Below are 19,763 nucleotides of genomic sequence, written 5' to 3' on the forward strand. Positions count from 1 at the left end.
CCTTTAGAGTCTTGTCTTCTCTATATTAACGTATCTTGAAGGAAACTGCCTTGTAAATGTTTAAGATGTTCTGACAAGCGGCAAGGTGCAGCAGCGGAAGGAACCGCCTGATTTAATAATTTCGGAAAACTCGGTTTCAATGACCGTATAACCTCTTTTTCTGAGCTCGCGGTTCGTATGACGGTGCTGCGGCAGGCTGATAATTGTCTGATTGCCGATTGACAGGATATTCGGGCCGAGCGTGAATTGCTCTTCTTCAGGCACTTCTATCATCTCAAAACGTTCGGCGAGAAGATCAATTTCTTTCTGCCGCAAGCCATTTTTGCAGTATAGCGCTTCCGTTTCCGAGATCATATTAAATACACAGTCCAAATGTAAGAAATCCTCCTTGAGAGGGATCGGCACAACCGTCATCTCCGGCAGCGCCTCCTGCAGCTCCCGGACAGCCGCTTTATCCGTGCGCTTGCTCAGCCCGGCGTAAACGGTGCCGTCTGCGATCAAGATGTCGCCGCCTTCAATGTTCGCTTTTTTCAGTCGCGTATAAGGGATTTTCTTATTGTCAAGCAGGCCTTGAAACACGGTTTCTTCTCCCTGCCGGACTGAAGCCGCCATGTTTGAAATAAACGCCGTCTCGCCTAAGACAAATCCGATATCCCGGGTGAATACCTGCTCAGGCAATGCGGGATCGGCAGGCAGCAGGACGACTTCAATCTGATGAGATCTTAAAATGTCAATAAACTCACTATGCTGTTTGAGGGCAACGGGTATGTTAATATTTTCTTGTTTGAAATGTTTCTGCGTTCCGTTAATAATATCCTTGATGGCCATGTGTTCCGGCCGGCATAAGATGACTGTCTGCAAAGCATCAAACTCACTGCGGCAAGCCGGTTTCCGCGTGGATTTGGGAATGGATACGTCCATGTGATATCCTCCTATCGGTATTCAATGTGCGTTTATTATTCCCGGATGTGATGAATAATGAAACATTTCTGAGAGAATATCTAACCAACTTAATATTTAAAATTTTAGACAAAACGGTCAAAGTATTGTTTAATAGGGTACAGATGAATGAGTCAAAACGACCAGACACCAAAGGGGAGTTTAAATAATATGAAGTTGCCAGAATCAAGATTTTGCAAAGAAACAAGGGTTGTTAAAACAAGCAGGGTTTTTCCGCTTGATACGAATAATCACAATACGCTGTTTGGCGGAAAGCTGATGAGCTACATTGATGATATCGCTTCAATTTCCGCGGCCCGCCACTGCCGGTGTGAAACAGTCACGGCTTCAATGGATTCTGTAGATTTTTTGCGCCCCATCGGCCAACAGGATTCCGTATGCCTTGAATCTTACGTCACATGGGTCGGCACATCGTCTATGGAGGTGTTTGTCAAAGTCATTAAAGAGCATCTGATGACGGGCGAACGCGAGCTTGCGGCAACGTCGTTTCTGACCTTTGTCGCGCTTGATTCAAACGGGAAATCGGTACCCGTTCCGCGGATCGTGCCGGAAACCGAGGAAGAAATCATGCTTCACAATACGGCCGTTCAGCGCGCCCGAGAACGAAAAAACCGCTTAAAACACAGCAAAGCCCTGGCCGAGGCGCTCGGAACAGATAAACCTTGGTAATCGTCAAACCGCTTTTTTAAAAAGCGGTTTTTTTATGCTGAGAAAGGACTTTTCCTGCCGGATCCATAATCTATAACAGGGAAAGGAGACGTGGCGTGCATGATGAAACATAAGTCTTCCGGCACCATCCTGACAACCGGGCGTATCCGTCTGCGGACTATGCGGGATGACGATGAAGAAAATTTGTACGGGCTGTTTACCGACAGAGAGGTCATGAAATATTATCCTTCTCTCAAAAGCAGACGGGAAACGAAGGAATGGATTGCCTGGAACAAACGATTGACCGCAGGATACGGCGTCAGTCTTTGGATCGCAGAGGAAAAAGAGACGGGCGCATTTCTCGGTCAATGCGGAATCGTTCCGCAGACGGTAAACGGGAACACTTTGATGGAAATCGGCTATATGTTTGCCCGCCGCCGCTGGGGCTGCGGCTATGCGACAGAGGCGGCGAATGCCTGTCTGGACTACGGTTTTCATATGCAGCAATACGGACGCATAGCGGCGCTGATTGATCCGGAAAACGCTGCCTCCGTCCGTGTCGCGGAAAAAATCGGCATGGTGCCCGGTGAGACCGTTACCAAATGGGAGAGGCAGCTGACGGTTTTTGACATCACATCTGACGTTGAACGTTTCGGCGAAATGTAGTATGATACAAACAGATATGTTTTCTAGGGTTCCGCATGTTCATACATGGCCTGGTCCGAGAGAAGACACATATGCGGACATATCCCGCATATGCACACGGAGGGAAAAAAGCCCGGGAGAGTCAATCTCATGTGAGACGACTATCCGGGCTTTTTTGTATTGTCCGGATACAGAAAGGGTGAAGAACATGAAATGGGGTTTAGTGGTCATAGCGGCCGTATTTGAAGTGGTATGGGTCACCGGCCTGAAACATGCTGATTCGGCACTGGCGTGGAGCGGCACGATTACGGGAATCATCATCAGTTTTTATCTATTAATCAAGGCGACAGACAGCCTGCCCGTAGGAACGGTATACGCGGTCTTTACCGGACTCGGGACAGCGGGCACCGTGCTCAGTGAAATCCTGCTTTTCAAAGAACAGGCCGATCCGGTGAAAATCGTGCTGATCGGCGTTTTGCTGATCGGTGTCATCGGATTAAAGCTGGTCACACAGGATAAGCCTGAGACGAAGGAGGAGAAGGCGTAATGCATTGGATCAGCCTGATAGCCGCGGGTCTTTGTGAAATGCTCGGGGTCATTTTAATGAATCAATTTCAAAAAGAAAAGAAAGTCAAGTGGATTCTTTTCATTATCGCCGGATTTGCGGCTTCTTTTTCCCTGCTTTCTTATGCGATGGAGACGATCGCGATGGGCACGGCCTATGCGATCTGGACCGGTATCGGCACAGCGGGCGGCGCATTAGCCGGCATTCTTTTCTACGGCGAGCAGAAGGATGCGAAGCGCATCTTTTTCATTGCGCTTATTTTATGCGCTGCCGTAGGGCTGAAAATTCTTTCGTAAATTGATTTTTATCAAATCTTCAGTATAATCTATTAGTAAGTTACGAATTATGAAGATACGAGGGATTAAAACAGATGAATTCATATATGACACAGCGGCTGAAAGAATACCGCCGCGGGAATGAGGAAAAAGGGCGCCTGCTTGTCAGCTGCCCCGACCAGCCGGGAATTGTATCGGCCGTGTCGGCGTTTTTGTTTGAACATGGCGCAAACATTATTGAATCAAATCAATACACGACTGACCCTGAAGGCGGACGGTTTTTTCTTAGGATCGAATTCGACTGTAAGGGCATTCGTGAGAAAAAAGAGGACTTACAGCAGGCGTTCGCCTCAATCGCCCAGACATTCGGCATGACATGGAGCCTGTCTCTGGCAAGTGAGCTGAAGCGAGTGGCGATCTTTGTATCGAAGGAGCTGCACTGTCTTCATGAACTGATTTGGGAGTGGCAAAGCGGCAATATGATGGCCGAAATTGCGGTCGTCATCAGCAACCACGAAGAGGCCAAAGAAGTGGTCGAACCGCTGAATATTCCGTTCCATTACATGAAAGCTAACAAAGACATCCGCGCCGAAGTGGAGCGGCGCCAGCTTGAGCTGCTGGAGCAGTATAAGATTGATGTGATCGTTCTTGCCCGATACATGCAGATTTTGACGTCTGATTTTGTATCTGCCCATCCGAATCGGATTATTAACATCCACCATTCATTTCTGCCGGCCTTTATCGGCGCTAATCCGTATAAACGGGCTTATGAGCGCGGAGTGAAATTAATCGGCGCGACTTCTCACTATGTGACGGACGATCTTGACGAAGGGCCGATTATTGAACAGGATATTGAACGCGTCGATCACAGAGATCACGCAGAGGATCTGAAGAATATCGGCAGAACGATTGAGCGGAGCGTGTTGGCAAGAGCCGTAAAATGGCATCTGGAAGACCGCGTCATCGTTCACGGAAACAAAACGATCGTATTTAATTAATGACGGTCCGCCGGGGAGGCGGACTGTTTTTTATGGATGAAAATGTCTTGACAAGAACCTGTTTTCTTTGCATAATATAAAAAAATCATTGAGCGTTGAAGAGGATCAGTACGCAGAACTTTCTGTGACAGAGAGCAAAATGGCCCGCTGAAACATTTTGCCGCATGAAACCTGCCGAACCTGCCTTGGAGTCCTGAGGGGAAAACTCAGGCGCGATAACCTGGCGTTACAGGAAAGCGGGACGCGTGAAAAACGCGTTCAAACAAGGTGGTACCACGGAAAGCCCATTTCGTCCTTATTTTTCAGGACGGAATGGGCTTTTTTTATTGACGAGAGCCGGTTTGGATTGATTGCCACGGAGGAGAAATGATGAAAAAACAAAGAATTGTTGTGAAAATCGGGAGCAGCTCGCTCACCAACAGTAACGGAAGTATTGATGAAGCAAAAATCAAGGAACATACGGAAGCCATTTCTTTATTAAAAGAAAACGGGCATGAAGTGATCCTCATTACCTCAGGCGCGGTGGCAGCGGGTTTTTCCGCTCTCGGCTATCCGTCGCGACCCGTTACGATAAAAGGAAAGCAGGCAGCTGCCGCAGTCGGCCAGACGCTTTTAATGCAGCAATATATGGACCATTTAAAAAGATACGGTCTGACACCGGCACAAATTTTATTAACAAGAAATGATTTCTCAAAAAGAGAGCGGTACAGAAATGCCTATGCCACTGTAATGGAACTGTTGGAGCGTGGCGTCGTGCCGATTATTAATGAGAATGATTCCACATCAGTCGAAGAGCTGACGTTCGGTGATAACGACATGCTGTCGGCGCTTGTAAGCGGGTTGATTCATGCAGACCAATTAATGATTCTCACAGACATTAACGGGCTGTACGATGCCAATCCGAATGAAAACCCCGACGCAAAGCGGTTCGACTATCTGAATGACATCACACCTGAATTGCTTGGATATGCCGGATCAGCAGGCTCAAAGGTCGGCACCGGAGGCATGAAGTCAAAACTTCTCGCCGCCCAGACCGCATTGTCGCTCGGGGTGAAGGTATTTATCGGAACCGGCTCCGGACGGGAAAAACTGATGGGAATTTTAGACGGAAAAGGCGACGGCACTTATATCGGCGATAAAGACCTGTCCTCAGTGAATAATACACGGCAATGGATCATGTTTCATTCTCCGATATCAGGGGAAATCATCATTGATGGGGGAGCGGAGCAGGCGATGATCCATAACGGGTCAAGTCTCCTCCCGGCCGGCGTCGCCGATGTCTGCGGCAGTTTTCCGAAAGGGGCCGTAGTGGAAGTCAGAGGACCCGGCGGCATTATCGGAAAAGGGCAGACGCAGTACTCATCCGATGAAATTTTAGAAGTCAAAGGGAAGCGGAGCGACCAGCTTTCAGGAACGAAGCAGGTGGAAGTGATTCACAGAGATGATTGGGTGAATTTATTTGACGAGGGGGAACACAAATGAGTGAAGTATTGCAAAAAGCGGCTTTGGCAAAAGAAGCGGCTGCCGAAATGGTCATGAAAACGACGGCTGAAAAAAACGAAGCGCTCCAATGTATTGCAGACGGACTCAGAAATGAACGCCGGCTGATTTTAACAGAGAATCAGAAAGATATTGAAGCGGGACGGAACAGAGGACTGACACCTGACATTATTGACAGGCTGACTCTTGATGAAAAACGCCTGCTCGATATCGCGGACGCCGTGGAACTGCTAATCGGTCTTGAAGATCCCGTCGGTGAATCGCTGGAGACCATTCAAAAAGAGAATGGATTATCTATTGAAAAAATCCGCGTGCCCCTTGGAGTAGTGGGCATGATCTATGAGGCCAGACCGAACGTTACCGTAGACGCGGCGACACTCTGCCTGAAAACCGGAAACGCGGTTGTGCTCAGAGGAAGTTCTTCCGCCATCCACAGCAACATAGCGCTTGTCAGTGTGATGAAACGCGCACTTGGGCTGTCAAAGCTTCCGATTGATGCCGTTCAGCTCATAGAAGATACAAGCAAAGAAACCGCCAAACAGCTCTTTACATTAAATGACGGGCTGGATGTATTGATCCCGCGCGGCGGTAAAAATTTAATTGATCTTGTTGTCAGGGAATCAACCGTACCCGTTTTAGAAACCGGAGCGGGCAATTGCCACGTGTACATAGATGAGTCAGCAGATCCTCAAATGGCAAGCGAGGTCGTCATCAATGCCAAAACACAGCGTCCTTCGGTCTGCAACGCGATTGAATCTCTTTTGATTCATGAAAAATGGGCCGAAGAACACGGACGAAAGCTGCTGAATCAGCTGACAGAAAAAGGGGTGGAGCTCCGGGGAGACCAGGTGATTTGCAGACTGGAGCCTCAAGCGAAACAAGCAGAAGAAGCCGATTGGGGAGCGGAGTACCTGGCGCCGATTCTCAGTGTGAAAACGGTGCAGGACGTACAGGAGGCGGTCCGCCACATTCAGCAGTACGGCACAAACCATTCAGAAGCCATTCTGACGGAGAACGCCGAGCATGCGGCTTACTTCCAGACCGCCGTTGACGCCGCCGCCGTGTATCATAATGCTTCAACCCGGTTTACAGACGGTTTTGAATTCGGATACGGAGCCGAAATCGGCATCAGCACGCAAAAGCTTCACGCGAGAGGGCCGATGGGGCTTCCGGCGTTAACATCTACAAAAATCATCATCAAAGGAAACGGACAAATCCGCGTATAATCTTTTAAGCTTATCCTTCAAAAAGGGTAGGCTTTTTTTATGCGGAAAGATTGACGGTTTCTATTATATTGTGTAAGATTAAATTGTACACAATATAATAGAGGTGAATTCACATGACAAAACCATTATTTACTGCAACCGTATCAGCCGCCGGCGGACGTGAAGGGAAAGTCACGTCTTCTGACGGAGTGCTGAATCTTGATGTTGCCATGCCGGGAACGCCAAGAGCAAAAAAGCTCGAGCATGCCACAAACCCTGAACAGCTGTTTGCCGCAGGATATTCAGCCTGCTTTGACAGCGCTCTTCAGCTCGTAGCAAGAAAAGAGCGTCTGAGTATTGAAACAGAGGTCACTGCGCATGTCAGTCTGCTGAAAGATGAAGCAGACCAAGGATATAAACTAGGCGTTACGCTTGAGGTCAAAGCAGCCGGCATTGATAAACAGGAGCTTGAAGCCCTTATCCAAAAAGCGCACGGTGTCTGCCCGTATTCAAAAGCGACAGCGGGAAATATTGAAGTGAAGCTTCTGGCAGCAGAATAAAAATAAGGATGCCCATTTGGGGCATCCTTATTTTTTGCCGTGCAGCGTATTCAAAACCTCATAAAGCGACTGCTTTAACTGCTTTAATTCCTCTTTTGACCGTCCCGTCTGTTCCAGCATGGCAATGGGGATATCCGCCGCTGTTTTCTGCAAGGCCCGTCCTTCATCTGTGAGCCTGATCGTCACGGATCGCTCGTCTTCAGCCGACCGCTTTCTCATGATGATTCCGTGCTGCTCCATCCGTTTCAGCATCGGTGTCAGCGTTCCGGAATCCAGGTACAAAAGCTCACCCATCCGTTTCACATTCAGTTCTTCGTGCTCCCATAATAAAAGCAGCGCCAAATACTGGGGATAAGTTACGTTGAGCTTATCAAGCAGCGGTTTGTACCGTTTCGTCATTTCCCTTGAGCTTGCGTACAGCAAAAAACAAAGCTGATTCTCCAGTTTCATATGTTCAAAATCTTTTTCTGCCATTACTTCTTTCACCAACTCTTTGTTTGTTAACGTTACCCCTATTGTAGCCGAAAAACGGTCCATTTCCTATTCCTCATGTTTAAAAATATGAGCAGGGGCAATATATACAGTAAGTACAATGAGGAGGCTGATAATAATGGCATTATTTACTTCAAAAGCGACCGCAGTCGGCGGACGAGCAGGACATATTAAATCCGAAGACGGGGTGCTGGATTTTGACATCATCATGCCGAATGCAAAAAAAGACGGAGAAACCGGCACAAACCCTGAACAGCTCTTTGCGGCAGGGTATGCTGCCTGCTTCGGGGGAGCGCTTGAGCTTGCCGCCCAAAAACAAAAAATCGACATGACCTCTGAAATTGAAGGACAGGTCAGCCTTTTAAAAGATGAGAGTGACGGAGGTTACAAAATCGGCGTAACGCTCGTCATTGATACAAAAGATCTTGACAAAGAAACGGCGGAGAAGCTAGTGCACGCCGCTCACGAGTTCTGTCCGTATTCAAAAGCAACAAGAGGAAATGTAGACGTCAAACTTGAATTAAAATAAATCAACGAACGAATATCCCGGATTTCATATCCGGGATATTTTATTAACGAAAACATCAGTAATGATCTCTTCTCTCCCGGAATAAGTATACGATATAGCACTTTTGCATAATGACACCAAGAGAAAAGAGGGAGAAATCGATGTCTCTTCCAAACATACCGAACATCACCCCCGACATTACACTCTCCAGATGTGAGACCCTGAACCTCCTTCTTTCATCCGTGGCTATGGAAGAAATCGGACTATCCCATATTCTGCAGGCGGAAGCGGAAAGGATTCAAATGTTTCTCGGCGCTTCCGGCGATCCCTCCTTGGAGGAACTGTCATCAATCAATAGAAGCACTGAACGGCTCCTGCGCACCGTCATGAAATCACAACTCCTTTTGCAGACGAAGCTTGAGGACATTATCTTCTTACAGGATTCTGAAGCCTGTATGGACCCGGACGACCCAAGCAATCCGAGTAATCCGGGCGATCCTGATGACCCATGGAATCCGGACGACCCAAGTAATCCGAGTGATCCGGGCGATCCTGATGACCCGTGGAATCCGGACGATCCCAGTGATCTGGATGATCCGGAAGATCCATGCGACCCGTGCTTTCCGAATCCGCATCCTGAAGATCCGTGTGACGGCCTGTTTTACGGCCGCATTGGCTGCTGTGAGTGCGGGGATTGTGAGGACTGCGGTTGGAAGAAAAAAGGCGGGGAGCGTTCATAAAAAAAGAGACGGGTGAAGCATATGCCGTATCCAAGCATCTCAAAAGCGAAACAGACATCTTTTGAAGCCATGCATTGCCTCACGATTGCGCTGTTAAATATATTATCTGTGACCGTGGATAAAAGAAGGGATTCAAATTACAAAGAAGAAATCAGGCTGTTCTCCGCATTGTGCCGCTGGCAGATGGAAACTGGCGGCCGGCTGTTTTTAATGGTCAGCCTGGAAGAAGAGCAGAAGCAGATGTATGAGCGGCACTTTCATGAAATGAAGACAGTTACGGAACGAACGAAAAAATTCATTTTTGAAAGCCCGCGCGAATTCCGGGCGCATCCCATTACGAAGCGGGCTGTCAGGCAGCTTCAGGAATGGGATGCAGAATCAACTGCCGAACCTGCCGTCAGATGGGTGCGGCCTGTCATCATAACGATGAACGGCACTCCTGAACGGCCTTGGTTCAATCAACAACTCCAAAATCGGGAAAGGTGAGAAAATGAGCGGAAATGCTGAATGTAAACTGACTCTTTGCATGATTGTGAAAAACGAGGAGAGATACATCTCCCGTTGTTTATCAAGTGTACAAGACATCGTTGATGAGATCGTCATCGCAGACACCGGATCACAAGATAATACAAAAGATATCTGCAAAAGCTTTCAGGCAAGAGTGTTTGATTTCGAATGGGAGAATGATTTCGCAAAGGCCAGAAATTACGCCCTGCAGCATGCCGAAGGGGATTGGATTTTAATGCTTGACGCGGATGAAGAGCTCGATCAGGAGACGGGCCGCTTTTTAACTTCGCTGCTTCATGACGGATTACCGAGCCGGGGCCTTTTGAAAATCATCAATTATACGGGGAAGCAGCTCGATGAAAACGAAGCGTTTGAAAGCATGCAGCCGAGACTGTTCCGCAATCATAAAGGCCTTCTGTATCAAGGCAGAATTCACGAGAATATCTCGGCTCCCAATGAGGAAGAAAACAATGCTTTTTTCACGCTCCCATGTGTGATTCATCACTACGGCTACTTGGAGCAGGAAGAAAAGATCAAGCAAAAACATAAACGGAATATCAGCATTTTAAATGAAGAGCTTTCAGAGGAAAATCCTGATCCGTGGCTTGTCTATCATTTGGCAAGTGAATGCTACAGAATAAAAGACTATGAAAAAGCATTACATCTTGTCAACGGCTCAATTTTTCAATTTTTAAGCGAAAAACGAATGCCTCCGTCTCTCCTGTATTATTTGAAATATACAATATTGCTTGAGCTCAAACGGTATGAAGAAGCCGAACAAGGGATTGAAAAAGTGCTCAAGCTATATCCTGATTACAGCAATCTTCATTATTATAAAGGCCTTGTATTATATCATTTGGAAAAGTACAGAGCGGCAATCAAAGCATTTGAAAACGGAACGCAGGTTGAAGGAGAAAACGCTGATCACTTAATTTTAAAAGGTGCCGCCGATTTCAGAGCTTTTTATTATATGGCAAAATGCCATGCTGAATTAAACCATGATATGACGGCCATCGCTTACGCCAAAAAATCCGTGAAGTTCAATCCTCAATTTAAACCCGCGCAAGAGCTTCTGTCTCAATTAAAAAAGGATCAGCGGACAAACGCCTGATCCTTTTTTTTGCATGTTTCATTAAGATAATCGAATAATGTTTAAAGCTGCACCGACGCTTCCTCCAAGCAATGTGGCCGCACCCAATAATCCGAACAGCTGAAGCTGGATGGTGCTGCCTGCTGGCAAAGTCACAATAAAGGAGTTATTAAAGTTTGCCAAAGACGCGACCGGGGCGATAATCGAACTTGCAGGAGGAGTGCCGTTGATTAAAATACGCGAACTTACAAGCAAGCCGGCCGTTAAATTAATATGGTAGGAGATATAGTAACGTCCCGCCGGAGCAACGGTGAATACGGTATTTGCGGCATTAGCCGTTATATCCGCCGAAAGGTTTTGTTCATTCGGTAAAGAAATGGTCGTGCCGCCGACAATAACTGCGACAACACCGCCGCCCGTATTGCTTGCATAGCCGGAAGTTGCTGTCAGACTTGTTCCGGTGCTTCCGGTCGGTCCGGTGCCGCCAGTGGCGCCGGTGATTCCGGTCGGTCCGGTAACGCCAGTAGCGCCGGTGCTTCCAGTCGGTCCGGTAACGCCAGTAGCGCCGGTGATTCCGGTCGGTCCGGTTTCGCCAGTAGCGCCGGTGATCCCGGTCGGTCCGGTGCCGCCAGTAGCGCCGGTGATTCCGGTCGGTCCGGTGCCGCCAGTAGCGCCGGTGCTTCCAGTCGGTCCGGTGCCGCCAGTAGCGCCGGTAATTCCAGTCGGTCCGGTTTCGCCAATAGCGCCGGTGATTCCGGTCGGTCCAGTAACGCCAGTAGCGCCGGTGATTCCGGTCGGTCCGGTTTCGCCAGTAGCGCCGGTGATCCCGGTCGGTCCGGTGCCGCCAGTAGCGCCGGTGATCCCGGTCGGTCCGGTGCCGCCAGTAGCGCCGGTGCTTCCAGTCGGTCCGGTGCCGCCAGTAGCGCCGGTAATTCCAGTCGGTCCGGTTTCGCCAATAGTGCCGGTGATTCCGGTCGGTCCAGTAACGCCAGTAGCGCCGGTGATTCCGGTCGGTCCGGTAACGCCAGTAGCGCCGGTGATTCCGGTCGGTCCGGTGCCGCCAGTAGCGCCGGTGCTTCCGGTCGGTCCGGTGCCGCCAGTAGCGCCGGTAAATCCGGTCGGTCCGGTGCCGCCAGTAGCGCCGGTGATTCCCGCCGCAGCTAAAAGTGTATAGTCAGCTGAGGCTCCAGGGGTTCCCGCCGGGCTGTTTACGTTTGCGACGTAAGAGCTGCCGTTGAAAGTAACTGGCTGTCCGGCGGTATAGGCAGCGGCGGCGAGGGGATCAAACGGTACGATGCCTTGCAGTCCGGCGCCCGTGACCCCTGTCGGCCCGGTCGGCCCCGCGGCGGCAAGCAGTGTATAATCCGGCGATGTCCCGGGAATGCCTGAAGGGTTATTGATATTTACGACATAAGAAGCACCCTCATACAATACAACCTGCCCCGCTGTATAAAAAGGCGCAGCAGCGGGATCAAAAGCTGTCAATCCTGTCAATCCGGCTCCTGTAGCGCCTGTTGGTCCGATCGGCCCGGTTGATCCTGCGGCAGCTAAAAGCGTATAATCGGCAGACGTATCCGGAATCCCTGCCGGCGAAGGTGTGTTCACGACATAGGAGCTTCCGTTATACAATACAACCTGTCCGGGTGTATAAGTGGGAGCAATCAGCGGATTAAAAGCAACAATCCCTTGAAGACCCGCACCGGTGACCCCCGTCGGCCCGGTCGGTCCGGTTGGCCCTGTCGCTCCGGCCGGGCCGATTGCTCCCGTAGGTCCTGCGGGCCCTCCGGCTGGTCCCGTCGGCCCCGTAGCACCAGTCGGTCCCGCCAGTGTAGGGATATTTGAGATACTGTCCAATTTTGAACCGAGAAGAAGCTCCTGTTTCATTAAGCTGTCAAGCGTATCCCGGACGCTCTCATTCAGGTTCAGAATATCCGCAAGACTTGACGGGGGCCCTGTTAATCCGGGAATCGTTCCGAGCGCGTATTGGATTTTTTCCCCTTCCGCATTCAGAATATGTGCCATTCCCAGCTCTTCCATAGCAATTGACGAAAGAAGAAGGTTAATGGTATCGTCTCTGGAAAGTGTAACGACAGGGGTGATATTAGGCAAATTAGGCTGTGACACAATGTCCCTCCTTATGAGTTGGCTGAAAATCATTTTATTACGAACAAAGTTCCCCGAAATAAGCGTAAGCAGTACTGTATCAGTATATTCACTGACTCTGTCCAAGTTTCTGAACGAATTCCCTTCATTAAATTCATCATATATGAAGGAAATACTTTAAATATAGAGAAAATACATCGCACAGCATTCGCAAATCGGTCAAAATGACAGCGGGACATGTGATCGTCTATAAAGCGATGGCTACATATCTTGAGCGTTTCCTGCAAAAACGCTCTTTTTCATTTCAAGTTTTCTGTATAAAAGGGCGAGAAGCATGGATGGTATCGTACAAACAATCATTCCGATAAAGGCATACCGGGGTTCAATTTCATATAAAAAACCTCCGAAAATAGTAAATACCGCAGTGCTCCAGCTGAGAGCAAGCGCTGAATATATGCCTTGGGCTTTCGGGATTTGCGCCGGTGAAATATTCTTAATTAAGTATTTCATAAATGCATAGTGTCCCATCGCGAATGAACAGGCATGCAGCGTCTGCGCAATACAGAAAATGATGACATGCGGAAAGGCAAATACGAGTATCCAGCGTACGGTAGCACCAAGCGCCGCCAGGGCGAGCAAAGAGCCTGCCGTAAATTGATGAAAGTATCGGTCAGCGATTGCAAAGAAGATAATCTCCGCGATAACGGCGATGTTGATGATGATTCCGATGGCATATGCGGGCGCATCGATTTCCTGCAAAAAGAGATAACCGTAATTGTAGTAAGATGCATGTGCCGCCTGCAGTAAGATAACGATTGCGAGCACCAGACCGAAATATTTGATGCGGAATAAGGCAAACATACCCTCTTTTCTTGCGCGGTCTGTTTCCGGCCGTTTTGAAAGAACAGCTGGCGCATGCATAAAGCTGAGACATGCGAATATCAGGGTGCCTAAAAGCAGTGCCCATAAAATCGCTTGATCTCCGAATATACCTGTAAAGACGGACAGGATGACGCCGGCTGAAACAAAACCCGCGGACCCCCACTGGCGGCTTGTCCCATAAGCCTTTAATTCGTTATGCTGTACAAGGACGCCGCAAGCGCTGTCTAAAGCAGGCATTAAAGCAGGGTAGAACACATGCAGCACTAATGTGACAAGAAGCAGGCTTTGAAAAGAATCAGCGGGAATATAACATAAAAGTGCGAGAAGCGTCCCGATTCTGGCGCCGTTTAATAAGGCTTTGCTGCTGAATTTTCCTGATAAATAAGGGAAGAAAAATAATGTGGAAATCCCTCTTGCCGCCAAGCCCAGGCTCATAATGAAACTGGCTTCGGATACGGAAACCCCTTTTATATGCACCATCCATCCCGTCCAATAGGGCAGAAAAACACCCCATGTCATAAAAAAACTAAAAAAATGCAGACTCATCCAGCGATATGCTTTCATTCCCGTTCCTCCTTTAATTGGCATGTTATCATGTAAAGACATAAAGACAATATGAGATATCTCATATTTTTGGGGTGGACGATGGAAATTTATAAAGGCGAGAAAAAGCGGCATCAGTTAGAAAAACACTCAATCGCGCATTTATTCTCTTTCCCCGCTGAAAAGTTTATGGAAGTGCACGAATATGAGCGGGACGAATGGATGATTCAAGAGGGCAGGAGGCCTGACTTCCTGTTTTACGTGATTGAAGGAAAAGCGAAAATATATGTAACCCATCAAAACGGGAAAGTTTCTTTAATTAATTTTATCAACAAAAATGATTACATCGGAGAGATGGAACTATTACATGAAGTGTATTACACAAAAGGAATTCAAGCCTCAGCGAAGACTGTTTGTTTTGCTCTGCCTATTTACCGCTGCCGCGCGCAATTGCTGCAGGATGCGAAATTCCTGCGTGAGTTGGCTAAGTTTTTAAGTGCTAAGGCAACGCTTATGGCTTCGAAATATTCACAAAGTCTGGCGTTCCCGCTTGAAAACCGGCTTGCTGATTTTATTTTGCAGACGGCTTATGAAGGGGTTTATAAAGAGAAGCACGTAACGGTCTGTGATTATTTGGGTGTATCTTACCGTCATCTCTTGCATGTGCTGACGCAATTCTGCCAAAAAGGGTATTTGCAAAAAGAAGGGCGGGGCTATCAAATTAAGCAGCATGATTCATTATATGAACTTGCAGAAGCGCTGAAGAATAAGTAGCACGCCCAGAAAAAACAGCCACCCGCGATTTGCGGATGGCTGTTTTCATTATACAAGCTGAGCTTGTTTTTTTCGTGCCTGTTTCGCGGCGTCGACCATATTTTTTAATGCCGCAACAGTTTCTTCCTGCTGTCTTGTTTTCAGTCCGCAGTCCGGGTTTACCCAGAAGCGGTCAGTCGGACACACTTCAAGCGCGTCATCAATAATTTGATAGATTTCTTCAGTTGCCGGCACACGCGGGCTGTGAATGTCGTATACACCGAGTCCGAGGCCTTTCACGTAAGGATGTTCTTTCAGGTACTCTAAAAATCCTCCGTGGCTTCTGCTGTGTTCGATTGTAATGACATCCGCGTCAAGATCATTGATCGTATCTACGATATCTTCAAAGTTGCTGTAACACATATGCGTATGAATCTGTGTCTCGTTTCGCACAGAAGATGTCGTTAACCGGAATGCTTCTGCGGCCCAAGTTAAATATTCATCCCAATCCTGCGTTTTTAACGGCAGTCCTTCGCGGAGCGCGGGTTCATCCACTTGGATAATCTGAATACCGGCATCTTCAAGCGCTTTTACTTCTTTTCTGAGGGCAAGCCCGATCTGGAAGGCGATTTCTTTTCTTGAAATATCCACACGCGGGAATGACCAGTTTAAGATGGTGACAGGTCCCGTCAGCATGCCTTTCATGTGTTTTTCAGTCAGCGATTGGGCGTAGACAGTATCTTTTACCGTCATCGGTTCGATAAATTCGACATCTCCGAAAATGACAGGCGGACGTACGCAGCGTGAACCGTAAGACTGCACCCATGCATATTTCGTAAAGGCGAATCCGGCCAGTTTTTCACCGAAGTATTCGACCATATCCGTCCGCTCAAATTCTCCGTGAACGAGCACGTCTAAGCCGATTTCTTCCTGAATGTCAACCCAGCGCTTCGTTTCCGCATTAATAAAGGCTTGGTACTGTTCATCCGTCCAATCTTTTTTCCGCCATTTTTGCCGTGCGCTCCGCACCTCGGCAGATTGAGGGAAGCTTCCGATTGTCGTCGTCGGCAGAAGAGGAAGACCGAGTGATTCATTCTGCAGCGCCAATCGTTCTTCAAAGCTTGCCGGACGGGAGAAGTCTTTTTCCGTCAGCTGATTCAGCTCTTCTTTTTGAGCTGAGTTCGCTCCTGTTGCGAATGCTTTTAAAGCCTTAAGTGCCGCTTTTGATTCTTCGATCTGCTCACTGACGGCCGCTTTGCCGGACAGAAGCCCTTCTTTTAAGACGCCGAGTTCCGCCAGTTTTTCTTTAGCATATGACAGGCCGTTCAGCAAATCCTTTTCAAGATGCTCGTCAGGGTGTTTCGCCACCGGCACGTGCAGAAGGCTGCTTGAAGGCTGAATCCATAACTCCTCAACATCAGCGTGGCTGAGGATATCCAAAGCCGCATCAAGGCGTTCTTCAACATCAATTTTCCAAATGTTCCGGCCGTCGACCACACCGGCTGCCAGCACTTTATCTTTCGGGAAGCCGTGCTTTTTCAATTGCTCAAGGTTTCTGCCTTTATCATGCACGAAATCAAGTCCAATTCCCTGTACAGGATAAGAAACGAGTTCTTCATATGCATCAACCGAATCGAAGTATGTCTGCAGGAGGACATTCAGTCCTGAAAGCTCTTTTGTGATCGCTTCATAGAGGTCTTTGGCGGCGCGGACGTCTTCAGAAGAAGCTGTCACAAGGGCCGGCTCATCAATCTGAACCCATTTGACGCCTTCTGCTTCAAGTTCTTTCAGCAGCTGCACATAAAGAGGAACAAGGCGTTTTTGAATCGCTTTCGCTTCTGATTCTTCGTATCCTTTCGCAAGCGTGACGAATGTATACGGACCGACGATGACAGGTTTCGTTTCCGCTCCGAATTCTTCTTTGATCCGGCGGTAGTCGTCAAGCTGTTTGTTTCTCGTCAGACGGAATTCAATGCTTTCGTCATATTCAGGAACGATGTAATGGTAGTTGGTATTGAACCATTTCGTCATTTCACTGGAAACGGCGTCTTTTACACCGCGGGCAATCGCAAAGTATGTATCAACGGGATCCGTGATGCTGCGGAATCTTTCCGGAATCCAGTTAAAGCTGACGGCGGTATCAAGCACATGGTCATAATGAGTGAAATCAGAGACCGGCACGATATCGATATGTTGGTCAAGCTGGGTTTTGACAGCTGATAAGAATAAGCCGTCAAGCTCTTTAAGAAACGTTTCTTTATCAGTGTTTCCTTTCCAATAAGCCTCAAGTGCTTTTTTCCATTCTCTGTTCAAGCCGATTCTCGGAAAACCGAGGTTCGAAGTTTTGATTGTTGTCATTAAGTCTCCTCCTTTAAGTGAGATGTAACAAAAAAGCCCCTTTCTCATGAGAGAAAGAGGCTTTAACTTCAAAATGTAAGCCTCTCTCATCTCTCAGATCACGTCTGATGGAATTAGCACCGTGCCTTATGAGACAGTCGTCTCGGCGCAAAAATCACGCGCCCCATTTCACAATGGAATTACGGTCGGTTGCTGTTGGGGTCAAAAGGCCAATCCCTCGCCCAACTCTCGATAAGAGAAAGTATTTCAATTTTTTTGAAAAGTTACATCATTTGTTGGTTATCTTATCAGCTTATTCAGATCACTGTCAATAGAAAATCTCACATTTTAAAAATTGGTGATGTGACAAGCTGACCATTCATTATATGAGAAAAATATCAGAAAGACAGCAGCTGTGCCTGTTCGGCTCTTTCCATCAGCACTTCAGGCGCGTCTAAATACAGAAACCCGTTCCCGGCCAATGTTTTGGCGATGTCCAAAGGAAGGGTCCGCCGCACGAGCTGGGCGTAGACTTCAGCCTCAGAAAGCGTCCGCTGAAACGCGTCCTGTTCAAGCCCTTTTATTAAGGCAAGCGCTCCGCTCACATGCGGGGCGGCCATTGAAGTGCCCGTCAGCTTCCCGTATTTATGGTTGGGAAGGGTGGAGAGAATATTTTCTCCCGGAGCCACCAGGTCAATCTCTTTATTGGCGTTTGAAAATTCAGACGATTTACGGGCGATTGAGACTGATCCGACTGCGATCACTTCGTTGTAAGCGGCCGGATACGACAGTTCCTCTGTACGCTCGTCTCCGTCGCCTTCGTTTCCTGCCGCGCAAACGACCAGAACACCGCTTTTTACCGCATTTGCGACGGCTTCTTTCAATTCAGGCACATCGCTTGGCCCGCCGAGTGACATGGAAATGATATCGGCCTTTTGTTCAACGGCGTAGTTGATGCCGTTAATGATCCATTCGTATTTGCCGCTGCCGTTTTGACCGCCGAGAACTTTAACAATTAAGAGGCTTGCTTCCGGCGCGACACCCGAAATTCCGCCGTTTGAATCATTGGCGGCAATCGTTCCGGAAACGTGTGTCCCGTGTCCGTTATAATCGGAAATCGCGTCTTCTTTGCCTCCGTCATCATCGGTGAAGTTTTTCCCGCCGACAATCCGATCTTTCAAATCAGGATGATTGATGTCGCAGCCTGTGTCAAGCACCGCGATTTTAATATCCTTGCCTTTAAACCCTTTTGCCCACAACTCTGGCGCCTTAATCACTTTAATACCCTCTGGAAGCTCGTTCACATCCATGATCTGTTCATCCGTGACATAAGGAATCAAATGCATTTCACCATTCATAAAAAAGCCCTCCTTTTTTATGCTTGCGAGTGGATACAAGGGTGTTGCTACTATTTTATGGCAGAGCATGCCGGCCGGAAAGAGTCATTTGAAGCATTTTCATAAAAAAGGCGTAATCTATTGCACTAAAAAATTTCAAATAAATGGATAGTTTAACAGCTTTTATTTTCATTCATGACCCGCTGACGCTATAATTGGAAATGGGAAAGGAGAAGAGATATGAAGATAAATGAAGCATTATACGACTATTTTACAGAACAAGCGGATCAAATTGCGAAAGAGTGGATCGAAACGATGGAAGATTCGGACCCGAATTCGATTTATTCTTTGACAAACCCCGTCATCACAGAAGAACTGACGGAGCAGGATAAAGAATTTTACCGGCATATTAATAAAATGTATATCATGCCGGAAAAAGAATTTTTAGAAGAGTTCGAGCGGTGGGTGATTGAGCTCGCGAAAGACCAGAAGCATCTGGATACTCCCGTCCAGTATGTGGTCCGTGAATTCATGAGAAACCGGAGACTATACATCACTTATTATGATGCGTTTGCCGATAAACATGAATCTTCGTTTGCACAGGGAGAAAGGAAGAAATGGGAGAATTTAATTGTACGAGTATTTGATTTTACGATTTACACATTTGTCGATCATGCCGAGCATAACTCGAAAATGCAGCTGAACGCGCAAAGAGAAATGATTTTGGAGTTAAGCTCGCCGGTTATCACGCTGAGCAAACGGACGGCGCTGCTGCCGCTTGTCGGCGATATTGACACGGAGCGCGCCAAATTCATTCTTGAAAATACGCTGAGCACATGTGCAAAACGGCTGATTGAACATCTGTTTATTGACCTGTCGGGTGTAGTGGTTGTCGATACGATGGTGGCGCATCAGATTTTTAAATTAATTGAGGCGCTGAACCTGATCGGCGTCACGTCCACTTTATCCGGAATCAGGCCGGAAATGGCTCAAACCGCCGTACAGCTCGGCATTAATTTCTCAGATATTACGATCAAGTCCAATCTCGCTCAGGCTCTCAATTATCATCAATAACATACATAACAAAACAGGCTGCCGAATCACTCCGGCGGCCT

20 protein-coding genes and 2 riboswitches are annotated in these 19,763 nt (G+C 47.9%); of the genes, 14 read left to right on the forward strand and 6 right to left on the reverse strand.

Annotated elements, in window-relative coordinates:
• Positions 1-60 precede the first annotated feature (60 nt).
• Entirely contained in the window at positions 61-921 is an 861-nt protein-coding gene (locus tag NYE38_RS06745) for a dimethylarginine dimethylaminohydrolase family protein (RefSeq protein WP_061862113.1), read from the reverse strand.
• Between the two features lie 189 nt (positions 922-1,110).
• Between NYE38_RS06745 and NYE38_RS06750 the strand changes: the two genes are divergently transcribed.
• The 8 genes from NYE38_RS06750 to NYE38_RS06785 all read left to right on the forward strand — a co-directional run bounded on the left by NYE38_RS06750 (position 1,111) and on the right by NYE38_RS06785 (position 7,356).
• Entirely contained in the window at positions 1,111-1,629 is a 519-nt protein-coding gene (locus tag NYE38_RS06750; RefSeq protein ID WP_159354058.1) for an acyl-CoA thioesterase, read from the forward strand.
• A 99-nt stretch (positions 1,630-1,728) separates the two neighbouring features.
• Positions 1,729-2,274 (forward strand): GNAT family N-acetyltransferase, encoded by a 546-nt coding sequence (locus NYE38_RS06755; protein WP_159354059.1) that lies wholly within the window; start codon positions 1,729-1,731, stop codon positions 2,272-2,274.
• 12 nt (positions 2,275-2,286) lie between these two features.
• Positions 2,287-2,395, forward strand: a riboswitch (guanidine-I (ykkC/yxkD leader).
• 66 nt (positions 2,396-2,461) lie between these two features.
• Positions 2,462-2,800 carry a multidrug efflux SMR transporter gene (locus NYE38_RS06760; RefSeq protein ID WP_007407236.1) on the forward strand — a complete coding sequence of 113 codons (339 nt, stop codon included), beginning with the start codon at positions 2,462-2,464 and terminating at the stop codon, positions 2,798-2,800.
• Positions 2,800-3,114, forward strand: a complete 315-nt coding sequence (locus tag NYE38_RS06765; RefSeq protein WP_007407235.1) for a multidrug efflux SMR transporter — start codon at positions 2,800-2,802, stop codon at positions 3,112-3,114. Before NYE38_RS06760 ends, NYE38_RS06765 begins: the two co-directional genes overlap by 1 nt.
• 74 nt (positions 3,115-3,188) lie before the next feature.
• On the forward strand, positions 3,189-4,091 hold the full coding sequence (purU, locus tag NYE38_RS06770) for a formyltetrahydrofolate deformylase (RefSeq protein WP_003154764.1): 903 nt from the start codon (positions 3,189-3,191) through the stop codon (positions 4,089-4,091).
• A 369-nt stretch (positions 4,092-4,460) separates the two neighbouring features.
• Positions 4,461-5,573: a glutamate 5-kinase gene (proB, locus tag NYE38_RS06775; RefSeq protein ID WP_032874651.1), complete on the forward strand. Its 1,113-nt coding sequence runs from the start codon at positions 4,461-4,463 to the stop codon at positions 5,571-5,573.
• Positions 5,570-6,817 carry a glutamate-5-semialdehyde dehydrogenase gene (gene proA / locus NYE38_RS06780; protein ID WP_012117384.1) on the forward strand — a complete coding sequence of 416 codons (1,248 nt, stop codon included), beginning with the start codon at positions 5,570-5,572 and terminating at the stop codon, positions 6,815-6,817. The genes proB and proA overlap by 4 nt, the downstream gene beginning before the upstream one ends.
• A 113-nt stretch (positions 6,818-6,930) precedes the next feature.
• Positions 6,931-7,356: an organic hydroperoxide resistance protein gene (locus tag NYE38_RS06785; protein WP_095061377.1), complete on the forward strand. Its 426-nt coding sequence runs from the start codon at positions 6,931-6,933 to the stop codon at positions 7,354-7,356.
• A 27-nt stretch (positions 7,357-7,383) separates the two neighbouring features.
• On the opposite strand, the gene NYE38_RS06790 is transcribed toward NYE38_RS06785, so the two are convergent.
• Positions 7,384-7,893: a MarR family transcriptional regulator gene (locus tag NYE38_RS06790; protein ID WP_014417547.1), complete on the reverse strand. Its 510-nt coding sequence runs from the start codon at positions 7,891-7,893 to the stop codon at positions 7,384-7,386.
• A 73-nt stretch (positions 7,894-7,966) separates the two neighbouring features.
• Here NYE38_RS06790 and NYE38_RS06795 point away from each other — a divergent pair, with 73 nt between their 5' ends.
• The 4 genes from NYE38_RS06795 (at position 7,967) to NYE38_RS06810 (ending at position 10,714) form a co-directional block, all read left to right on the forward strand.
• Entirely contained in the window at positions 7,967-8,377 is a 411-nt protein-coding gene (locus NYE38_RS06795; protein WP_003154758.1) for an organic hydroperoxide resistance protein, read from the forward strand.
• A gap of 140 nt (positions 8,378-8,517) precedes the next feature.
• Entirely contained in the window at positions 8,518-9,096 is a 579-nt protein-coding gene (locus tag NYE38_RS06800) for a hypothetical protein (RefSeq protein ID WP_021493803.1), read from the forward strand.
• Between the two features lie 21 nt (positions 9,097-9,117).
• Positions 9,118-9,582, forward strand: a complete 465-nt coding sequence (locus tag NYE38_RS06805) for a hypothetical protein (protein WP_021493802.1) — start codon at positions 9,118-9,120, stop codon at positions 9,580-9,582.
• Positions 9,583-9,586: 4 nt separating this feature from the next.
• Positions 9,587-10,714, forward strand: coding sequence for a glycosyltransferase (locus NYE38_RS06810; RefSeq protein ID WP_094295707.1), 1,128 nt, complete (start codon positions 9,587-9,589; stop codon positions 10,712-10,714).
• A gap of 21 nt (positions 10,715-10,735) precedes the next feature.
• Here NYE38_RS06810 and NYE38_RS06815 read toward each other — a convergent pair whose 3' ends face one another.
• The gene (locus NYE38_RS06815) at positions 10,736-12,817 is read right to left on the reverse strand and encodes a collagen-like protein (RefSeq protein WP_134986492.1); all 2,082 of its coding nucleotides are present in this window, start codon (positions 12,815-12,817) and stop codon (positions 10,736-10,738) included.
• 240 nt (positions 12,818-13,057) lie between these two features.
• Positions 13,058-14,242 (reverse strand): MFS transporter, encoded by a 1,185-nt coding sequence (locus tag NYE38_RS06820; RefSeq protein ID WP_017417630.1) that lies wholly within the window; start codon positions 14,240-14,242, stop codon positions 13,058-13,060.
• Positions 14,243-14,323: 81 nt separating this feature from the next.
• On the opposite strand from NYE38_RS06820, the gene yeiL reads away from it, so the two are divergent.
• A complete protein-coding gene (gene yeiL / locus NYE38_RS06825; protein ID WP_053285017.1) occupies positions 14,324-14,995 on the forward strand; it encodes a transcriptional regulator YeiL in 672 nt (223 codons plus the stop codon).
• 48 nt (positions 14,996-15,043) lie between these two features.
• Here the strand turns inward: yeiL and metE are convergent, their stop codons facing one another.
• On the reverse strand, positions 15,044-17,332 hold the full coding sequence (metE, locus tag NYE38_RS06830; RefSeq protein WP_017417632.1) for a 5-methyltetrahydropteroyltriglutamate--homocysteine S-methyltransferase: 2,289 nt from the start codon (positions 17,330-17,332) through the stop codon (positions 15,044-15,046).
• A gap of 83 nt (positions 17,333-17,415) precedes the next feature.
• Positions 17,416-17,570: riboswitch (SAM riboswitch) on the reverse strand.
• A 139-nt stretch (positions 17,571-17,709) separates the two neighbouring features.
• Positions 17,710-18,669: a S8 family peptidase gene (locus tag NYE38_RS06835; protein WP_014417556.1), complete on the reverse strand. Its 960-nt coding sequence runs from the start codon at positions 18,667-18,669 to the stop codon at positions 17,710-17,712.
• Positions 18,670-18,888: 219 nt separating this feature from the next.
• Here NYE38_RS06835 and NYE38_RS06840 point away from each other — a divergent pair, with 219 nt between their 5' ends.
• Positions 18,889-19,722, forward strand: coding sequence for an STAS domain-containing protein (locus NYE38_RS06840; RefSeq protein ID WP_029974682.1), 834 nt, complete (start codon positions 18,889-18,891; stop codon positions 19,720-19,722).
• Positions 19,723-19,763 lie beyond the last annotated feature (41 nt).

The organism is Bacillus sp. EU63 (assembly GCF_038592915.1).
GTDB lineage: Bacteria > Bacillota > Bacilli > Bacillales > Bacillaceae > Bacillus > Bacillus velezensis.